Origin of the sequence: Bordetella bronchialis (assembly GCF_001676705.1) — a bacterium.
Classification (GTDB): Bacteria; Pseudomonadota; Gammaproteobacteria; order Burkholderiales; family Burkholderiaceae_B; genus Bordetella_C; species Bordetella_C bronchialis.
This window is the reverse complement of sequence record NZ_CP016170.1, coordinates 1,779,030-1,794,808: the sequence shown is the minus strand read 5'-3', so window position 1 is coordinate 1,794,808 and position 15,779 is coordinate 1,779,030. Positions and strand designations below refer to the sequence as shown.

Genomic DNA, 15,779 nt, shown 5'->3' with positions numbered 1-15,779 from the left:
GGGGGCGGACACAAGAAGGCCTACCTGGGGACTAGATCTTCAGCAGCGAAGATTCAGAGGTCAGGCTGTCCTCGATGAAGCGCACCAATCCACGCGCGGCAGCGTGGTCGGCGGTGGCTTCACCGAATACGGCGATCTGGCAAACCGGAAGCGCGGGCAGACGATGCCCGATATCCCGCAGGCCGGGATTGCGCAGCAGGGAGGACTGGCCGAGTATGGCGACGCCGGACCCTGCCGCGATGGCCGCTTCGACGCCCAGCAGGCTGGTGCAGGCGTAGACCACTTCGCCGGTGCGCCCGATGCCGGCGAGCGCGTCGATCGCCATGCGCCGATACGGACACTGCGGGGGCAGGGCCACCAGCGGCACGGGGCCGTCGTCGCGCCACTCGAAATCGGCCGCGGCGACCCACCGCAGCGGTTCGGCCCATACCACGCGCCCTCCCATGTCGTCGCCTTCGCGATTCGCGACGACGAGATCCAGCGCGCCCGCGCGCAGCTCACGGAGGAGATCGGCGGACAGGCCGACCTGTACCTCGAGCCGTACGCGGGGATGGGCGCGGCGGAAACGCGTCAACACGCGGGGCAGGTGATCGGGTACGAACAACTCGCCTATGCCCAGGCGGATGGCGCCCGCGGCCTCCGGCGTGCGCAGATGCGCGATGGCAGCGTCGCTGTCGCGCACAAGGCGCCGGGCATAACCCAGCAGCAGTTCGCCCGCCGGCGTCAAGGTCGTGCGGTGCGAGTTGCGCAAGAAAAGCGGCTTGCCGAGTTCGTCTTCCAGCTTGCGGATCTTCAGGCTGACGGCCGATTGCGTACGGCCGATGCTGGTCGCTGCCGCGGTGAAACTGCCATGGTCGGCGATGGCCAGGAAAGCGCGCAGGCTGTCCAGTTCCAGTTGATTCGTTGCCATTCGCGGCTCCATGCGTCGCAAGGCGCAAGTCTAGCATTCGGATTTTGAATTCCACGGATAAAAATTAGTCGTTTTGCTAATGCAGCAAGCCGCCGTATCGTGTCGTCTTCCACCATGAACCAGGACAGACCCGATGCGCGCCTATGTAACGACCGAATTTGGCAAACCCGGCCAGCTACGTGAGGATCTGCCTCGCCCGCAGGCCGGCCCGGGAGAACTGCTGGTCGCCGTGCATGCCTCTGGCGTCAATCCGGCGGACCTGAAGATCGCGGCCGGCCAGTTGGGCCCGGCAGCGCCCGACCTGCCCGCCATCCTGGGCATGGACTTCGCCGGGGTCGTGGCCGAGGTCGGCGCCGAAGTGCGCGGTTTCTCGGTGGGCGATGCCGTATATGGCTGCGCCGGCGGCGTAAAAGGACGGCCGGGCACGCTGGCTGAATTCGTCGCGGTCGACGCGCGGCTGGTCGCGCTGAAGCCCGCGCGGCTGTCCATGCGGGAAGCCGCGGTGCTGCCGCTGGTTTCCATCACCGCGTGGGAGGGGCTGGTCGATCGCGCCGCGGTCAGCGTGGACGAAACCGTGCTGGTCCATGCCGCCGCGGGCGGCGTCGGCCATGTCGCGATCCAGATCGCGCGGGCCTTCGGGGCGAAGGTGTTCGCCACCGCCTCCACACCGGAAAAGCTCGGCATCGCCGCCAAGCTGGGCGCCGAACCGATACCCTATCGCGACATGGCGACGGAGGACTACGTGGCCCGCCATACCGGCGGCAAGGGCTTCGATGTCGTCTACGACACGGTCGGCGGCCCGGTATTCGAACAATCCGCCGCGGCGACGCGCCGCTACGGGCGCCTGATCAGTTGCGCCGCGTGGGAAACCCACGACCTTGTTCCCATTCTTGGAAGCAGCCTGGATTTCATCGGCATCTTCATGCTGCTCCCCATGCTGACCGGCCAGGGCCTTGCCCACCATGGCGATATCCTGCGCGAAGTCGCCACGCTGGTCGATGCGGACATGCTGACGCCGCTCGTGGATTCCGCCCGCTTCACGCTTGCGGATACCGCGGCCGCCCACGCACGGCTGGACAACGGCCACGCCGTGGGCAAGGTCGTCATCGACATCGTTGACTGAGCAGGAGGCCGATTCATGTCCGAAGCAATCGCCGTGATCGCGACCGTCCAGGCCAGGCCGGGCCTGGAAGCAGAGGTCGAAGCCATCATCCGCCCGTGCGTCATCGCCACCCGCCAGGAAAGCGGCTGCAAGCTTTACGCCGTGCATACGGACCCGGGGCATCCCGGCAGATTCGTGTTCATCGAACAGTGGGCCAGCCGCGAAGCGCTTGCCGCCCATGAACGGCAAGCGCATTTCCTGGCCATGGTCGATGCCTTCCAGACCCGCCTGCAAGGGCCCCTGCAGGTGCAGATACTGCGCGAACTGATCTGAATCGAGCCCCGCATCCGGCCGGCTGCCGATCGCCAGCCGGACACGCGGGTCAGCGCATGGTGATCGTCGTATTCACCGTGCGCCCGTGCGCGGCCCAGCGCGCCGTGACGGTCTTGGTCTGCGTCCAGAACTGCACCGCCTGCTTGCCGTTCGGGCCCAGGTCGCCCAGCTTGGAGCCGCGCGAGCCCGTGAAGCTGAACCACGCCACCGGCACCGGAATGGGGATGTTGATGCCCACCTGGCCGACATCGACGTTGTTCTGGAAATAGCGCGCCGCGCCGCCGTCCTGCGTGAACAAAGCCACGCCGTTGCCGTTGGGATTGGCATTGATGAAATCCACGGCTTCCTCCAGCGTTTCCACGCCGACCACGCACAGGACCGGGCCGAAGATTTCTTCCGTGTAGATCTTCATGCCCGCCCGCACGCCGCCGAATACGGTGGGCCCGACGAAATTGCCCTTTTCGAAGCCCGCCACCTGGATGCCGCGGCCGTCCAGCAGGAGTTCGGCGCCCTCTTCCACGCCATGCTGGATCAGCGCTTCCACCCGGGTGCGCGCGGCCTGGGACACCAAGGGCCCCAGGTCAGCCTGGCGATCCGTGCCGGCGTTGACCTTGAGCTGCTTCGCACGCGCCACGAATTCAGGCAGCCATTCCCGCGACGCGCCGACGAACACGGCCACCGAGGTCGCCATGCAGCGCTGGCCCGCCGCCCCGAACGCGGCGCCCAGCAACTGGTTGAGCGCGACCTCCGGATCGGCGTCCGGCAGGATGACGCAATGGTTCTTGGCCCCCATCATGGCCTGGCAGCGCTTGCCGGCGTCCGAGGCGCGCCGATAGATCTCCGTGCCGACGCGGGTGGAGCCGATGAAGGAAACGGCCTTGATGTCGGGGTGCTCGCACAGCGCCTGCGCGATATCCGCGCCGCCATGGACCACATTCAGCACGCCGGGCGGCAGGCCGGCTTGCAGGGCGAGCTCCGCCAGGAACAGCGAAGCCGACGGGTCCTGCTCGGAAGGCTTCAGCACGAAGGTATTGCCGCAGGCTACGGCAATGGGAAACATGAAGCACGGCAGCATGACCGGAAAGTTGAAAGCCGTAATGCCGGCGCACACGCCCAGCGGCTGGATCAGCGTATAGACATCGATGCCGGACGCGGCGTTTTCGGCGTACTCGCCCAACTGCAGGCTGGCGATGGCGCAGGCGTGCTCCACGACTTCCAGGCCGCGGCCGACCTCGCCCTCGGCATCGGGCAGGGTCTTGCCGTGTTCGCGGGTGATCAGTTCCGCCAGCTTGCCGGTGTTCTCGCGCATCAGCTGCTGCAGTTTCAGCATCGCGCGCATGCGGGTGGCCTGGCCGCTGTTGCGCCAGGCCTTGAAGGCTTCCTTGGCGTTCGCCACCGCCTGGTCGACTTCCTCCGCCGTGGCGTAGGGGACTTGGGCGACCACCTCCTGGGTGGCGGGATTGACGACGTCGCGCCATTGGGCGGTACGCGACTGCACACGTTCGCCGCCGATCAATAGCGGAATGCGCGGGGTTTCTTTCATGGTCTCCTCCTGGTTCCTTGTGGGAATCGTGGTCCGGGTGCCGTCATGGTCGCGACGGGCCCCGGGCATTATCGGTCCAGTGTAGAGTCGGGCGAAATACCCCGCAACGAAAAAGGCCGCGCCAGCGCCCGTGCCGCCGCGCCAATGATGGCGGCAGCGGGGTGGCGCCGGCAAAGCCTAGGCCGCGGCGGCGGGCGGCGCGGGCGGCGGCCCGCCGGTGTTCCGCGGCGCCTTCACGCGCAGCCTGCGCATCATCAGATACGCGGCGAAGGCCAGGACGATGGCATGCACGGGCCACCATCCCACGCCGAAGGGGATGCGGCCATCGCCGATCCAGGCGCGGAACAGATTGATCAGGTTCATGTACAGCAGGGCCACCAGGCCGGCGATCAGCAGGTCGCCGGAACGTCCCAGGCGCGGATTCACGGCGCCCAGCGGGATGGCCATCACGGCCAGGATCAGCGCCGCCAGCGGCATCGATACGCGCCACATCACCTGCGCCCAGGCATTGGGCGTGTTGTCTTCCATCAGCTGCATCGTGCTGCGGGCCTTGCTGGAACGCTCGGCGGCCGCGCGGGCCTCCGCCGCGGGATCCGCGGTGGATTTGCTTTCCAGCCGCACCCCGTACTGATCGAAGGTGGACATGCGGAATTCCGCCGAGCCCGGCTTCAGGTCGTAGCGGTGGCCCGCGCTCAGGACCAGGAAGCGGTCGCCATTGGGCTGCGTCTGGGTGTGCGCGCTGGCGGCGGTCAGCACGCTGAGCCATTCCGGATCGATGACGCGCGCGAACACATGGCCCAGTTCATCGCCTTTGCTGGTCGGCTCTTCGGCGAAGAACACCCGGGCGCCGTCCTGCGATTCGCCGAATTGTCCGGCGGTCACCTTGGAAAGGTCCGAACGCTGTTCGAAACGCTGGCGGTATTCCCCGATCTGGCGATAGGCCCAGGGCGAGGCCACCAGCGTCAGTACCGCGACCATCACGGCCACGGGCACGGCGACGCGCATCACCGGCCGCAGCCAATCCGCCAGGGAAAGGCCGCTGGCGAACCACACCACCATTTCGGATTCGCGGTAATTGCGCGTGACCGTGGTCAGCACGGCGATGAACAGCGCCACGGAAAGGATCGTGGGCAAGGCGGTGATCGTGGAGAATGCGGCGAGCCCGAGCACGACATCGGGCCCGATGGTGCCGCCCGCGGCTTCGCCCAGCAGCCGGACCAGCAGCACGCTGAGCCAGACCACCACCAGGGTGGAGAAGACAACGCCAGCGTGACTCGTGATCTCGCTGACGACGGATCGTTTGAATAGAGACATGGGAAAATATGCGGGATAATCGCCAATTATCGACGCATACGGGAACGCCTTCAATGTCACTGGAATTTAGCACACACAGCACCGCCTCCCTGCACCAGGTCAAGACCGCCGCCTTGGCGGTGGGGGTCTTCGCCGAAGGCGTCCTCAGCCCCGCCGCGGATATCATCGACCGCGCCAGCAATGGCGCGCTTCGCACCGTGGTCAAAAGCGAGTTCCGCGCCAAGCAAGGCAGCACACTGGTGCTGCGCGCCCTTCCCGGCGTCGCGGCGCAACGTATCGTGCTGGTGGGCCTGGGCAAACAGGACGAATATTCGCCCCGCACCCATGCGGCGGCGGAACAGGCCTTTGCCGCGTATTGCGTCGGCGCCCAGTTGACCGAAGGCGTCTCCACCCTGGTTTCCATCCCGCTGGAAGGCAGCCCCATCCGCGCCCGCGCGCGACTGGCGGCCATCTCGGCGGGCAACGCCGCCTACCATTACGACGAAAGCTTCGGCAAGCCGGACCGCGAGGCCCGGCCCAGGCTGCGCAAGATCGTCCACTGCATCGAACGCGGCGACGCCACCCAGGTCCAGGCGGGCCTGCGCGAAGGCGGGGCCATCGCCAACGGCATGGACCTGGCCCGCACATTGGGCAACATGCCCGGCAACCTGTGCACGCCCACCTACCTGGGCGAAACCGCCCGCAAGCTGGAGCGCGCCTACAAAAGCGTGAAGGTCCAGGTCATGGACCGCAAGCAGATCGAAGCCCTGGGCATGGGCGCCTTCCTCTCGGTGGCGCGCGGCTCGGACGAACCGCCCCGCTTCATCGTGCTGCGCCATGCCGGCAAACCGGCGGCCAAGAAGCCCGCCAAGGACGCCGGCGGCCCCATCGTGCTGGTCGGCAAGGGCATTACCTTCGACTCGGGAGGCATCTCCATCAAGCCGGCCGCCACCATGGACGAAATGAAATTCGACATGTGCGGCGCGGCCAGCGTGCTGGGCGCCTTCCGCGCCCTGGCCGAACTGCAGCTGCCCCTGGACGTGGTCGGCCTGATCCCCACCTGCGAGAACATGCCCAGCGGCAAGGCCAACAAGCCGGGCGACGTGGTCACCAGCATGTCCGGGCAGACCATAGAGATCCTGAACACCGATGCCGAAGGCCGCCTGATCCTGTGCGACGCGCTGACCTACGCCGAACGCTTCAAGCCGTCCGCCGTCGTCGACATCGCGACGCTGACCGGCGCCTGCGTCGTGGCCCTGGGCAGCATCAACAGCGGCCTGTTCTCCAAGAACGACGAACTGGCCGATGCGCTGCTGCGCGCCGGCCGCGAGTCGCTGGACACCGCCTGGCGCATGCCCCTGGACGACGCCTACCAGGAACAGCTGAAGTCCAACTTCGCCGACATGGCCAACATCGGCGGGCCCCCGGCCGGCGCGGTCACGGCCGCCTGCTTCCTGTCCCGCTTCGCCAAGGCCTATCCCTGGGCCCACCTGGACATCGCCGGCACGGCCTGGCGCGGCGGCAAGGAAAAAGGCTCGACGGCGCGCCCCGTGCCGCTGTTGATGCACTATCTGTTGAACCAGATCTGACGCCGGGCCCCGCATCGCCGCGCCCCGACCGCCATGGCCCGCATCGACTTTGCCTTCGGCGCCCCGGACCGCCTGCGCACCGCCTGCCAGGTGGCGCGCAAGCAATACCTGGCGGGCCAGCCGCTGGTGGTCTACTGCGCCGACCCGGTGCGTCTGAATGCCTTCGACCGCATGCTGTGGGCGTTCGACGATATCTCCTTCGTGCCCCATGTGCTGGCCACGGACCCGCTGGCGGCCGAGACGCCGGTGGTGCTGACCGCGGCGGATCCGTCCGCCGCGGTGCCCGCCGCGCCGGCACCGGGCGAGCGGCCCGCGCCCTGGCTGCTCAACCTGGACGACGACTGCCCGCCCAATTACCAGGCTTTTCCGCGCATACTGGAGATCGTCTCCGCCGACGGCGAGGACGTCCCCGCCGCGCGGCAGCGCTGGCGCGCCTATCTGGCCCAGGGGGAAACCCCGCACAGCCACGCCATCGGCGCCAAGCCCGCCCGCTGACATCGGGGGCCGCCCGGCGCCAGGGCCGCTCGAGGAGGAATCATGGATTATCGCGATACCGACCCCGCCATCCCGACGTTGACGCACCAGATCGACAGCATCAACGAACCGCCCATCCTTACCGACGTGGTGGACCCGCCCGCCACCGCCCTGCCGCCGGATCCCGTCCTGCGCGCGGCCCTGCAGGCGGAACTCGAACATACCGTCCAGCTGGCGCTGGACCAGGCCATGGCGCACGTCCGGCAGTCCCTGGAGGCCGAATTGCCGGCGCTCGTCGACCGCGTGGTGCGGCGCTTGCGACCGGGCTGACGCGCCCCAAGCCACGGCGTTCCAGGCCAGCGCGCACCGGCACTACCGCTGGCGGACCAGCTGGGTTAATCTTTGTTCATACGTCTTTATAATTCAGGGAACTGTCAGCATCGGATCGCGTCAAAGCACCGTAGCCATCGCTGAATGGCCCCTATCAGGAGCTCGTCACATGAACGATTATCGTCCTTCACCCTTCAATCGCGCCGGTACCTACACCGGCGCGCCGGGCGAGGTGGTTCGCAACCGCGTCCTGCGCAATACCTACTGGCTGCTGGCCTTGTCCATGGTCCCCACGGTGCTGGGTGCCGCGGTGGGCCTGTACACCGGACTGAACCAGGTCATGGGCGCCAGCCCGGGCATGTCGGCCATCGTCTTCCTGCTGGGCGCCTTCGGGCTCATGTTCGCCATCGAGAAGAACAAGGACTCCAGCCTGGGGGTGGCGCTGCTGCTGGCCTTCACCTTCTTCATGGGGGTGATGCTTTCGCGCCTGCTCGGCTTCGTCCTGGGGCTGTCCAACGGTTCGCAGCTGATCATGACGGCCTTCGGCGGTACCGCCGTGGTCTTCGCGGCCATGGCCACGATGGCGACGACCATCAAGCGCGACCTGTCCAACATGCAGAAGTGGTTGTTCACCGGCGCCATCATTATCCTGGTGGCCGCGCTGGCCAACATCTTCCTGCAGCTGCCCGCGCTGATGCTGACCATCTCGGTCCTGGCCATCGTCATCTTCTCCGCCTTCATGCTGGTGGACCTGCAGCGCGTGGTCAACGGCGGCGAGACCAACTATGTCTCCGCTACCCTGGCCATCTACCTGGACGTGTACAACGTCTTCTCCAACCTGCTGGTGCTGCTCAGCGCGTTCAGCGGCGGCAACCGGAACTGATCGCCGGCCGGCGGACCAGCCGGTAGTTGTACCGCGGGGCGGCCCCGGGCCGTCCCGCCGATAGGCCAAGGGCTCGCGGTTCGTGAGCCCCTTTTCTTTTCGGAGTACGACGATGCCCACCCGCCGACGCTTCCTGCTGAACGCCCCGCTGGCCGCCTTGGCGCCCGCCTGGCTCCTGCACGCCGCGCAAGCCGGACAGACGCCCGCCATGCACCGGCGCCCCATACCTTCCAGCGGCGAGACCCTGCCCGTGGTCGGGCTGGGCACGGCCGACACCTTCGACGTCAGCCCGCGCAACGGCGGCGAGCTGGCCCCGCTGCAGGAAGTCGTGCAGCGCCTGCTGGCCTCCGCCGGCAAAAGCGCCGTCATCGATACCGCGCCCAGCTACGGCCAGGCCGAGGCCGTCACGGGCGAATTGCTCGCCCGGCTGAAGGCCCGCGATGGCGTATTCCTGGCGACCAAGATAGGCACGCGCGGCCGCGACGGCGGCATGCAGCAGGTACGCGACTCCGAAAGCGCCCTGCGTACCCGCAAGCTGGACCTGATCCAGGTCCACAACCTGATCGATACGGCCACCCAGCTGGCCCTGCTGCGCGAACTGAAACAGCAAGGCGTGACGCGCTACGTGGGCATCACGCACTACACGGAATCGTCGCAGGACGAGCTCACCGCCCTGGTCGAACGGGAAAAGCCGGATTTCGTACAGATCAATCTTTCCGTCGCGGCCCGCGGCGCGGAAAAACGCCTGCTGCCGGCCTGCCAGGCGCGAGGCGTGGCGGTGCTGATCAACCGTCCCTTCCAGGATGGCGCCTTGTTCCGCCAGGTGCGTGGCAGGCCGCTGCCCGAGTGGGCGGGGGAAATCGACTGCACGTCCTGGGCGCAGATCTTCCTGAAGTTCATCATCGGCCACCCTGCCGTGACCGCCGTCATCCCCGCCACGTCCAAGCCGGCGAATATGCAGGACAACCTGTTGGCGGGATACGGCCGGCTGCCCGACGCCGCCATGCGGGAACGCATCGCCGCCCTGTTCGCCTGACCGCATCATGGCGGCCGAGCCGGGAAGCGCCCCCCACCCCGCCGCGGAATCCAGGCCAGGCCGGCTGGGCCGCGCCCTGAACATACATGCGGGCGAAGGCCGCGCCGCCCTGTGCGGCTTCGCCTTCTTCTTTTGCCTGTTCACGGGCTATTTCACCCTGCGGCCCATCCGCGAAACGCTGGGGATCGCGGCGGGGGTGGACAAGCTGCAGTGGCTGTTCACCGCCACGTTTGTCGTGATGCTGGCCGCGGTGCCATGCTTCGGCTGGCTCGCGCGCCGGGTTCCCCGGGCCAACTTCGTGACGTGGACCTACGCGTTCTTCGCCGCCACGCTGGTGGGATTCGCCGCATGGCTGTACCGGCTGCCGGCCGACGCCTGGGCGGCGCGCGCTTTCTACGTATGGCTGTCGGTCTTCAATTTGTTCGTGGTGTCGGTCGCGTGGAGCCTGATGGCGGACGTGTTCCGGACATCGCAGGCCAAGCGGCTGTTCGCCTTCATCGCCGCGGGTGCGAGCACGGGCGGACTTGCCGGGCCGGTACTGGGGGCTTCCCTGGCGGGCAGCCTGGGCGCGCCGGGGTTGATACTGCTGTCCGCCATCTTCCTGGCCCTGACCCTGCCCCTGAAGTCCTGGCTGATGCGGTGGCGCGCCACCGCGGGCGCCGCGGGCGCCGCGGGCGCCGCGAGCGACGACCCGGCGCCACCGGGCCGCCCCATCGGCGGCGGCATATTGGCGGGCGCCACGCGCACGCTGACTTCGCCCTATCTGCTGGGAATTTCCGCCTTCGTCGTCCTGTTGGCCACGGCAAGTACCTTTCTTTACCTGGAGCAGGCCCGCCTGGTCGCCGACGCGTTCAGTTCGTCCGCGGCGCGCATCCGCGTTTTCAGCGCGCTCGATTTCACGGTGCAGGCCCTGTCCATGCTGACGCAGCTGTTCGTGACCGGCCGCCTGGCGCAGCGGCTGGGCGTGACCTTCCTGCTGACGGCTATTCCCATCGCCATTTGCGCGGGGTTCCTGGTCCTGGCCGTGGCTCCGGTGTTTGGCGTGCTGGCGGTGGTCATGGTGCTGCGCCGGGTCGGCGAATATGCGCTGGTGCGGCCGGGGCGGGAAATGATCTTCACCACCGTGGACGCGGAAGCGAAGTACAAGGCCAAGAACTTCATCGACACGGTGGTGTACCGCGCCGGCGATGCCGCCAGCGCCTGGGTGAAAACCGGGGTGGATGCCTTGGGCCACGGCGCCGCCCTGGTCGCCCTGGTGGGGGCCGCCTGCGCGGCGATATGGGCGGCCTGCGGCTACTTGCTGGGCAGGCGGGCCGACAGCCGGCGCGCCTGAAATTCCAGCAGCACGCGGCGCGTGGACAGCGGACGGCCCGCCAGGATTTCGGCCAGCCGTTCCCGAAGCCGATGGCGCAGGCGCGGCTCGGTGTCCGGGTCGTCGAATTCCGGCACGGCCTCGTCCACGCCATAGCCGGTTTCGCGCAGCAGGGTCCACTCGAAGCGCCGCAGCGCGCCGGCGGCCCGGCTGCCGCCGGCCAGTTGCGTCAGGGCGGTATCGTAGGCGTCGAACAGCACCGGATGCGCGTCCTCGCGCGGCAGCAGGCGCAGCAACAATTCGTTCATGTACCAGGCCGACATCAGCGCCGCACCCGCCAGCGGCCGGATACCGGCGACCTCGGCGCGGGTAAGCGTCTTGACTTCGCCGCTGCCCGACCACGACAAGGCCAGGGGCTGGAAGGCCGACAAGACGGGACGCAGCGCGGAATACGGCCGCTTGGCGCCCTTGGCCACCAGGGCCACGCAGCCATGATCGCGCGAGAACGCCTGCACCACCAGCGAGGTTTCCCGCCACGGCGTGGCGTGCAGCATGTAGCCGGGGGAGTCCTGTACGCGCGTGCCGCGTTTACTCATATCCCAGGTCGCGCAGCGCCTCTTCGCGATCGGACCAGCCCTTGCGCACCTTGATGTAGATCTCCAGGTGCACGGGCTTGTCCAGCATCTTCGCGATTTCCTGCCGCGCTTCGGTGGCGATGCGCTTCATGTGCTGCCCGCCCGCGCCCAGCAGGATAGGCTTGTGGCTTTCGCGCTCCACCACGATGCAGGCCGCCACCCGGGCGCCCTTGTCGTGCTCTTCCCACTGTTCGATGACAACGGTACAGCCGTAGGGCAGCTCATCGCCAACCAGGCGGAAGATCTTTTCGCGCACCAGCTCGGCGGCAATGAAGCGCATGGGGCGGTCGGTCAGCGTGTCGGCCTCGAACATGTGTTCGCCTTCCGGCAGGCGCTTGGCGATTTCATCCAGCAGGTCGTCCAGCTGGCGGTTGCGGGCGGCGCTGACCGGCACCACCGCGCCATAATCGTGCAAGGCGCTGACCTTGGCCACGTAGGGATACAGGCTGTCCCGGTCCTTCAGCGCGTCCACTTTATTGACGGCGAGTATGGTGCGGTCGCCGGCGGGCAACAAGGGAAGCAGCTTGGCGTCGCCCTCGGACCACTTTCCCGCTTCGACCACGTGCACGACCACGTCCACATCGGCCAGCGCCTGCGTGACCACGCGGTTCATCATGCGGTTCATGGTGCCGCCGTGGCGCGTCTGGAAACCCGGCGTATCGACGAACACGAACTGGTCCGCACCGCGGGTCAGCACCCCATGGATGCGATGCCGCGTGGTCTGCGCCTTGCGCGAGACGATGGAGACCTTGCCGCCGATCAGCGCGTTGTTCAGCGTGGACTTGCCGACGTTGGGCCGGCCCACGATGGCGACGAAGCCGCACCGGGTGGCGCTGGCGGGGGGCGATTGTTCCTGCGTCATTTGATCTCTTGGGCTACGGCGACCGGCAAGGACAATTGCGCGGTCTTGCGCGCGCGCGGCGCACGGCGGCCGGCCTTGGGGGGACTGGCGGCCTGCGCCGCTTCCAGCGCCAGCTTGGCGGCGGACTGCTCGGCGGCGCGGCGGCTGGCGCCCGGGGCCGTCACCTTGATATCCAGCGGCGCGATGGCGCACTCGACCTCGAACTGCTGGCTGTGCGCGGCGCCGTGCGTGGCGACAACCGTGTATACCGGCAAGGCCATCTTGCGCCCTTGCAGGAACTCCTGCAACAGGGTCTTGGAGTCCTTGCCCAGCGTCTTGGGATCGACCGTCGCCAGCACGGGCTGGTATTGCCTGGCGATGACCCGGCGCGCCGCGTCGAAACCACCGTCCAGGAAAACCGCCCCGAAGAGGGCTTCCAGCGTGTCGGCCAGGATGGAAGGCCGGCGAAAGCCGCCGCTCTTGAGCTCGCCTTCGCCCAGCCGCAGATCCTGCGACAGGTCGAGCTTCTGCGCGATGTCCGCCAGCGAGGCCTGCTTGACCAGGTTGGCGCGCAGGCGTGATAGATCGCCCTCGTCGATTTTGGTGAAGCGCTCGAACAGCATGGATGCCACGACGAAATTCAGGACGGCATCGCCCAGGAATTCCAGTCGTTCGTTATGGCGCGCACCATGGCTGCGATGCGTCAGCGCCTGCTCCAGCAGGGCGGCATCGCGGAAACGGTGATCCAGGCGGGTTTGTAGCGCGTCGAGCGACATGTCAATTGAATCGTCCGATCCGGCTTAGATCGGAAAAATTCATCCAGATGAAGAAGGCCTTGCCTACGATATTACCGTCCGGAACGAATCCCCAGTAGCGGCTGTCCGCGCTGTTGTCGCGGTTGTCCCCCATGGCGAAGTATTCGCCGGCCGGCACCTTGCAGCGCACGCCATTGCGGCTGTACTGGCAGTTGTCCAGGTGCGGGAATTGCCAAATAGGGCCGTACTCCTGGTATTTGTCCTCATCCAGCAGGATATCGTGGGTAACGTCGCCCAACGTCTCCTTATACCGGTTGATGTAGGCTACCCGGTCCGGTTCGAAATAGTTGCCGTCCCGGACGTGCTTCACCTCCTGGCCGTTTACATATAGTTTCTTGTCCAGGTAGGCGACTTCGTCACCCGGCAGGCCCACCACCCGTTTGATGTAATCGACGTCCGGATCCACCGGATAGCGGAACACGATCACGTCCCCGCGCTGCAGCTCGCCGGTATCCAGCACTTTCTTGTCGATGATGGGAAGGCGGATACCGCGGCTGAACTTGTTCACCAGGATCAGGTCGCCGGATTCCAGGGTGGGCAGCATGGAGCCGGACGGAATGCGGAAGGGTTCGACCACGAACGACCGCAGCACGAATACGAACAGAATCACCGGAAAGAAGCTGACCGCGTATTCCACCCACCACGGCACGCGGCTGGCGGACTCGGCGGCTTCGCGGCGCAGGCGTTCGGCCTCTTGCGGATCGCCGATGACGGCCGGATCGAACCGGGCCGCCGCCTCTTCCCCCTTGCGCCGCCGCGCCTTGCGCAGGACGGTGACGTCCAGTAGCCAGATGATGCCGGTGATGACCAGCAGGACGAACAAAATCAGCGCAAAGTTCCAGCTCATATTGTGATGCCTTCTCGCTTTATCTACTTGTCTTCGACCTGCAGGATGGCCAGGAAGGCCTCCTGGGGGATTTCCACGCTGCCGACCTGCTTCATCCGCTTCTTGCCGGCCTTCTGCTTTTCCAGCAGCTTTTTCTTGCGGGTGATGTCGCCGCCATAGCACTTGGCCAGCACGTTCTTGCGCAGCGCCTTGACGTTTTCGCGGGCGATGACTTCCGCGCCGATGGCGGCCTGGATGGCAACATCGAACATCTGGCGGGGAATCAGGCCGCGCATGCGCGTGACCACGTCGCGCGCGCGATGGCGGGCGTTGCTGCGGTGGACGATCATGGACAGGGCGTCGACCTTGTCGCCGTTGATCAGCAGGTCCACGCGCACGACGTCGGCCGAGCGGTATTCCAGGAACTCGTAGTCCATGGATGCGTAGCCGCGCGACACGGACTTCAGCTTGTCGAAGAAGTCCAGCACGATTTCCGCCAGCGGGATCTCGTACACCAGGTGCACCTGGCGGCCGTGGTAGCTCATGTTGACCTGCGCGCCGCGCTTGTTGTTGCACAGCGTCATCACGGGGCCCACGTACTCCTGCGGCATGAACAGCGTGACCTTGACGATGGGCTCGCGGATATCGGCGATCTTGCCGACTTCCGGCATGCGCGACGGGCTTTCGATGGTCAGTACCTGGCCATCGCGCTGTTCGACCTCGTACACCACCGACGGCGCGGTGGTGATGATGTCCATGTCGAATTCGCGTTCCAGGCGCTCCTGCACGATTTCCATGTGCAGCAGGCCCAGGAAGCCGCAGCGGAAGCCGAAGCCCAGCGCCTGCGAGACTTCCGGCTCGAACATGAGGGCGGCGTCGTTCAGCTTGAGTTTTTCCAGCGAGTCGCGCAGCTGGTCGTATTCGCTGCTTTCCACCGGGTACAGGCCGGCGAAGACCTGGGGCTTGACCTCCTTGAAGCCCGGCAGCGGCTGCGCGGCCGGCTGGCCGGCCAGTGTCAGGGTGTCGCCCACCTTGGCGTGCGCCAGTTCCTTGATGCCGGCAATGACGAAGCCGACCTCGCCGGCGCTCAGCGCCTGGCGCTGCACGGACTTGGGCGTGAACACGCCGACCTGTTCGCACAGGTGCGTGGCGCCGGACGCCATCAACAGGATTTTGTCCTTGGGCCGCAGCACGCCGTTGACGATGCGCACCAGCATGACCACGCCGACGTAGTTGTCGAACCAGGAATCGATGATCAGCGCCTGCAGCGGCTCGGTGGCGCTGCCCTTGGGGGGCGGCACGTCGCGGACGATGGACTCCAGGATGTCGTCGATGCCCATGCCGGTCTTGGCGCTGGCGGCGATCGCGCGGGAGGCATCGATGCCGATGACGTCCTCGATCTCCTGCCGCGCGCCTTCGGGGTCGGCCTGCGGCAGGTCCATCTTGTTCAGCACGGGCAGGACCTCGACGCCCAGCTCGATGGCGGTGTAGCAGTTGGCCACGGTCTGCGCTTCCACCCCCTGCGATGCGTCGACGACCAGCAGCGCGCCCTCGCACGCGGACAGAGAACGGCTGACTTCGTAGGAGAAGTCCACGTGGCCCGGGGTGTCGATCAGGTTCAGGTTGTAGACCTGGCCATCGGCGGCCTTGTACTGCAAGGCCGCCGTCTGGGCCTTGATGGTAATGCCGCGTTCGCGCTCGATGTCCATGGAATCGAGCACCTGGGCCGACATCTCGCGATCCGCCAATCCGCCGCAGCGATGGATCAGGCGGTCGGCCAGGGTCGACTTGCCGTGATCGATGTGGGCAATGATCGAGAAGTTACGGATATGCTGCATAAGCGGGTGGGGAAAGGAA

The 15,779-nt window shown here is 66.9% G+C and carries 16 protein-coding genes; 8 read left to right on the top strand and 8 right to left on the bottom strand.

Annotation, left to right across the window (positions count from 1 at the left end):
* Positions 1–31: 31 nt before the first annotated feature.
* Positions 32–910, bottom strand: coding sequence for a LysR substrate-binding domain-containing protein (locus tag BAU06_RS07995; RefSeq protein WP_066346762.1), 879 nt, complete (start codon positions 908–910; stop codon positions 32–34).
* A 133-nt stretch (positions 911–1,043) separates the two neighbouring features.
* On the opposite strand from BAU06_RS07995, the gene BAU06_RS07990 reads away from it, so the two are divergent.
* Both BAU06_RS07990 and BAU06_RS07985 read left to right on the top strand, forming a co-directional pair.
* Positions 1,044–2,033 (top strand): zinc-dependent alcohol dehydrogenase family protein, encoded by a 990-nt coding sequence (locus BAU06_RS07990; protein WP_066346759.1) that lies wholly within the window; start codon positions 1,044–1,046, stop codon positions 2,031–2,033.
* Between the two features lie 15 nt (positions 2,034–2,048).
* Complete coding sequence (locus tag BAU06_RS07985) at positions 2,049–2,345, top strand: putative quinol monooxygenase (RefSeq protein ID WP_066346757.1); 297 nt, start codon at positions 2,049–2,051, stop codon at positions 2,343–2,345.
* A gap of 49 nt (positions 2,346–2,394) precedes the next feature.
* Here BAU06_RS07985 and BAU06_RS07980 read toward each other — a convergent pair whose 3' ends face one another.
* Both BAU06_RS07980 and lptF read right to left on the bottom strand, forming a co-directional pair.
* Entirely contained in the window at positions 2,395–3,888 is a 1,494-nt protein-coding gene (locus BAU06_RS07980) for a CoA-acylating methylmalonate-semialdehyde dehydrogenase (RefSeq protein ID WP_066346754.1), read from the bottom strand.
* 177 nt (positions 3,889–4,065) lie between these two features.
* Positions 4,066–5,202 carry an LPS export ABC transporter permease LptF gene (lptF, locus tag BAU06_RS07975; protein WP_082988062.1) on the bottom strand — a complete coding sequence of 379 codons (1,137 nt, stop codon included), beginning with the start codon at positions 5,200–5,202 and terminating at the stop codon, positions 4,066–4,068.
* Positions 5,203–5,261: 59 nt separating this feature from the next.
* Here lptF and BAU06_RS07970 point away from each other — a divergent pair, with 59 nt between their 5' ends.
* The 6 genes from BAU06_RS07970 (at position 5,262) to BAU06_RS07945 (ending at position 10,826) form a co-directional block, all read left to right on the top strand.
* Complete coding sequence (locus BAU06_RS07970) at positions 5,262–6,770, top strand: leucyl aminopeptidase (protein WP_066358408.1); 1,509 nt, start codon at positions 5,262–5,264, stop codon at positions 6,768–6,770.
* 33 nt (positions 6,771–6,803) lie between these two features.
* Positions 6,804–7,265 carry a DNA polymerase III subunit chi gene (locus BAU06_RS07965; RefSeq protein WP_066346752.1) on the top strand — a complete coding sequence of 154 codons (462 nt, stop codon included), beginning with the start codon at positions 6,804–6,806 and terminating at the stop codon, positions 7,263–7,265.
* Positions 7,266–7,307: 42 nt separating this feature from the next.
* A complete protein-coding gene (locus BAU06_RS07960; protein ID WP_066346750.1) occupies positions 7,308–7,574 on the top strand; it encodes a hypothetical protein in 267 nt (88 codons plus the stop codon).
* A gap of 169 nt (positions 7,575–7,743) precedes the next feature.
* Positions 7,744–8,457: a Bax inhibitor-1/YccA family protein gene (locus tag BAU06_RS07955; RefSeq protein ID WP_066346747.1), complete on the top strand. Its 714-nt coding sequence runs from the start codon at positions 7,744–7,746 to the stop codon at positions 8,455–8,457.
* A 112-nt stretch (positions 8,458–8,569) separates the two neighbouring features.
* Positions 8,570–9,493, top strand: coding sequence for an aldo/keto reductase (locus tag BAU06_RS07950; protein ID WP_066346743.1), 924 nt, complete (start codon positions 8,570–8,572; stop codon positions 9,491–9,493).
* A 7-nt stretch (positions 9,494–9,500) separates the two neighbouring features.
* The gene (locus BAU06_RS07945) at positions 9,501–10,826 is read left to right on the top strand and encodes an NTP/NDP exchange transporter (protein WP_066346733.1); all 1,326 of its coding nucleotides are present in this window, start codon (positions 9,501–9,503) and stop codon (positions 10,824–10,826) included.
* On the opposite strand, the gene recO is transcribed toward BAU06_RS07945, so the two are convergent.
* Genes recO through lepA form a run of 5 tightly spaced genes read right to left on the bottom strand, consistent with a single transcriptional unit; the run spans position 10,787 to position 15,760 of the window.
* Positions 10,787–11,401 (bottom strand): DNA repair protein RecO, encoded by a 615-nt coding sequence (gene recO / locus BAU06_RS07940; RefSeq protein ID WP_066346725.1) that lies wholly within the window; start codon positions 11,399–11,401, stop codon positions 10,787–10,789. The two genes, BAU06_RS07945 and recO, sit on opposite strands and share 40 nt — an antisense overlap.
* Positions 11,394–12,302 carry a GTPase Era gene (era, locus tag BAU06_RS07935; protein ID WP_066346722.1) on the bottom strand — a complete coding sequence of 303 codons (909 nt, stop codon included), beginning with the start codon at positions 12,300–12,302 and terminating at the stop codon, positions 11,394–11,396. The genes recO and era overlap by 8 nt, the downstream gene beginning before the upstream one ends.
* Positions 12,299–13,057 (bottom strand): ribonuclease III, encoded by a 759-nt coding sequence (rnc, locus tag BAU06_RS07930; RefSeq protein WP_066346719.1) that lies wholly within the window; start codon positions 13,055–13,057, stop codon positions 12,299–12,301. Before rnc ends, era begins: the two co-directional genes overlap by 4 nt.
* Before the next feature lies 1 nt (position 13,058).
* Complete coding sequence (gene lepB / locus BAU06_RS07925) at positions 13,059–13,943, bottom strand: signal peptidase I (RefSeq protein ID WP_066346710.1); 885 nt, start codon at positions 13,941–13,943, stop codon at positions 13,059–13,061.
* A gap of 23 nt (positions 13,944–13,966) precedes the next feature.
* Complete coding sequence (lepA, locus tag BAU06_RS07920) at positions 13,967–15,760, bottom strand: translation elongation factor 4 (protein ID WP_066346708.1); 1,794 nt, start codon at positions 15,758–15,760, stop codon at positions 13,967–13,969.
* Positions 15,761–15,779: the final 19 nt, after the last annotated feature.

Bases quoted from the DNA above. Each gene is read 5' to 3' on its own strand.
- BAU06_RS07995 (WP_066346762.1), bottom strand. From the start codon at position 910: ATGGCAACGAATCAACTGGAACTGGACAGCCTGCGCGCTTTCCTGGCC.
- BAU06_RS07990 (WP_066346759.1), top strand. From the start codon at position 1,044: ATGCGCGCCTATGTAACGACCGAATTTGGCAAACCCGGCCAGCTACGT.
- BAU06_RS07985 (WP_066346757.1), top strand. From the start codon at position 2,049: ATGTCCGAAGCAATCGCCGTGATCGCGACCGTCCAGGCCAGGCCGGGC.
- BAU06_RS07980 (WP_066346754.1), bottom strand. From the start codon at position 3,888: ATGAAAGAAACCCCGCGCATTCCGCTATTGATCGGCGGCGAACGTGTG.
- lptF (WP_082988062.1), bottom strand. From the start codon at position 5,202: ATGTCTCTATTCAAACGATCCGTCGTCAGCGAGATCACGAGTCACGCT.
- BAU06_RS07965 (WP_066346752.1), top strand. From the start codon at position 6,804: ATGGCCCGCATCGACTTTGCCTTCGGCGCCCCGGACCGCCTGCGCACC.
- BAU06_RS07960 (WP_066346750.1), top strand. From the start codon at position 7,308: ATGGATTATCGCGATACCGACCCCGCCATCCCGACGTTGACGCACCAG.
- BAU06_RS07955 (WP_066346747.1), top strand. From the start codon at position 7,744: ATGAACGATTATCGTCCTTCACCCTTCAATCGCGCCGGTACCTACACC.
- BAU06_RS07950 (WP_066346743.1), top strand. From the start codon at position 8,570: ATGCCCACCCGCCGACGCTTCCTGCTGAACGCCCCGCTGGCCGCCTTG.
- BAU06_RS07945 (WP_066346733.1), top strand. From the start codon at position 9,501: ATGGCGGCCGAGCCGGGAAGCGCCCCCCACCCCGCCGCGGAATCCAGG.
- recO (WP_066346725.1), bottom strand. From the start codon at position 11,401: ATGAGTAAACGCGGCACGCGCGTACAGGACTCCCCCGGCTACATGCTG.
- era (WP_066346722.1), bottom strand. From the start codon at position 12,302: ATGACGCAGGAACAATCGCCCCCCGCCAGCGCCACCCGGTGCGGCTTC.
- rnc (WP_066346719.1), bottom strand. From the start codon at position 13,057: ATGTCGCTCGACGCGCTACAAACCCGCCTGGATCACCGTTTCCGCGAT.
- lepB (WP_066346710.1), bottom strand. From the start codon at position 13,943: ATGAGCTGGAACTTTGCGCTGATTTTGTTCGTCCTGCTGGTCATCACC.
- lepA (WP_066346708.1), bottom strand. From the start codon at position 15,760: ATGCAGCATATCCGTAACTTCTCGATCATTGCCCACATCGATCACGGC.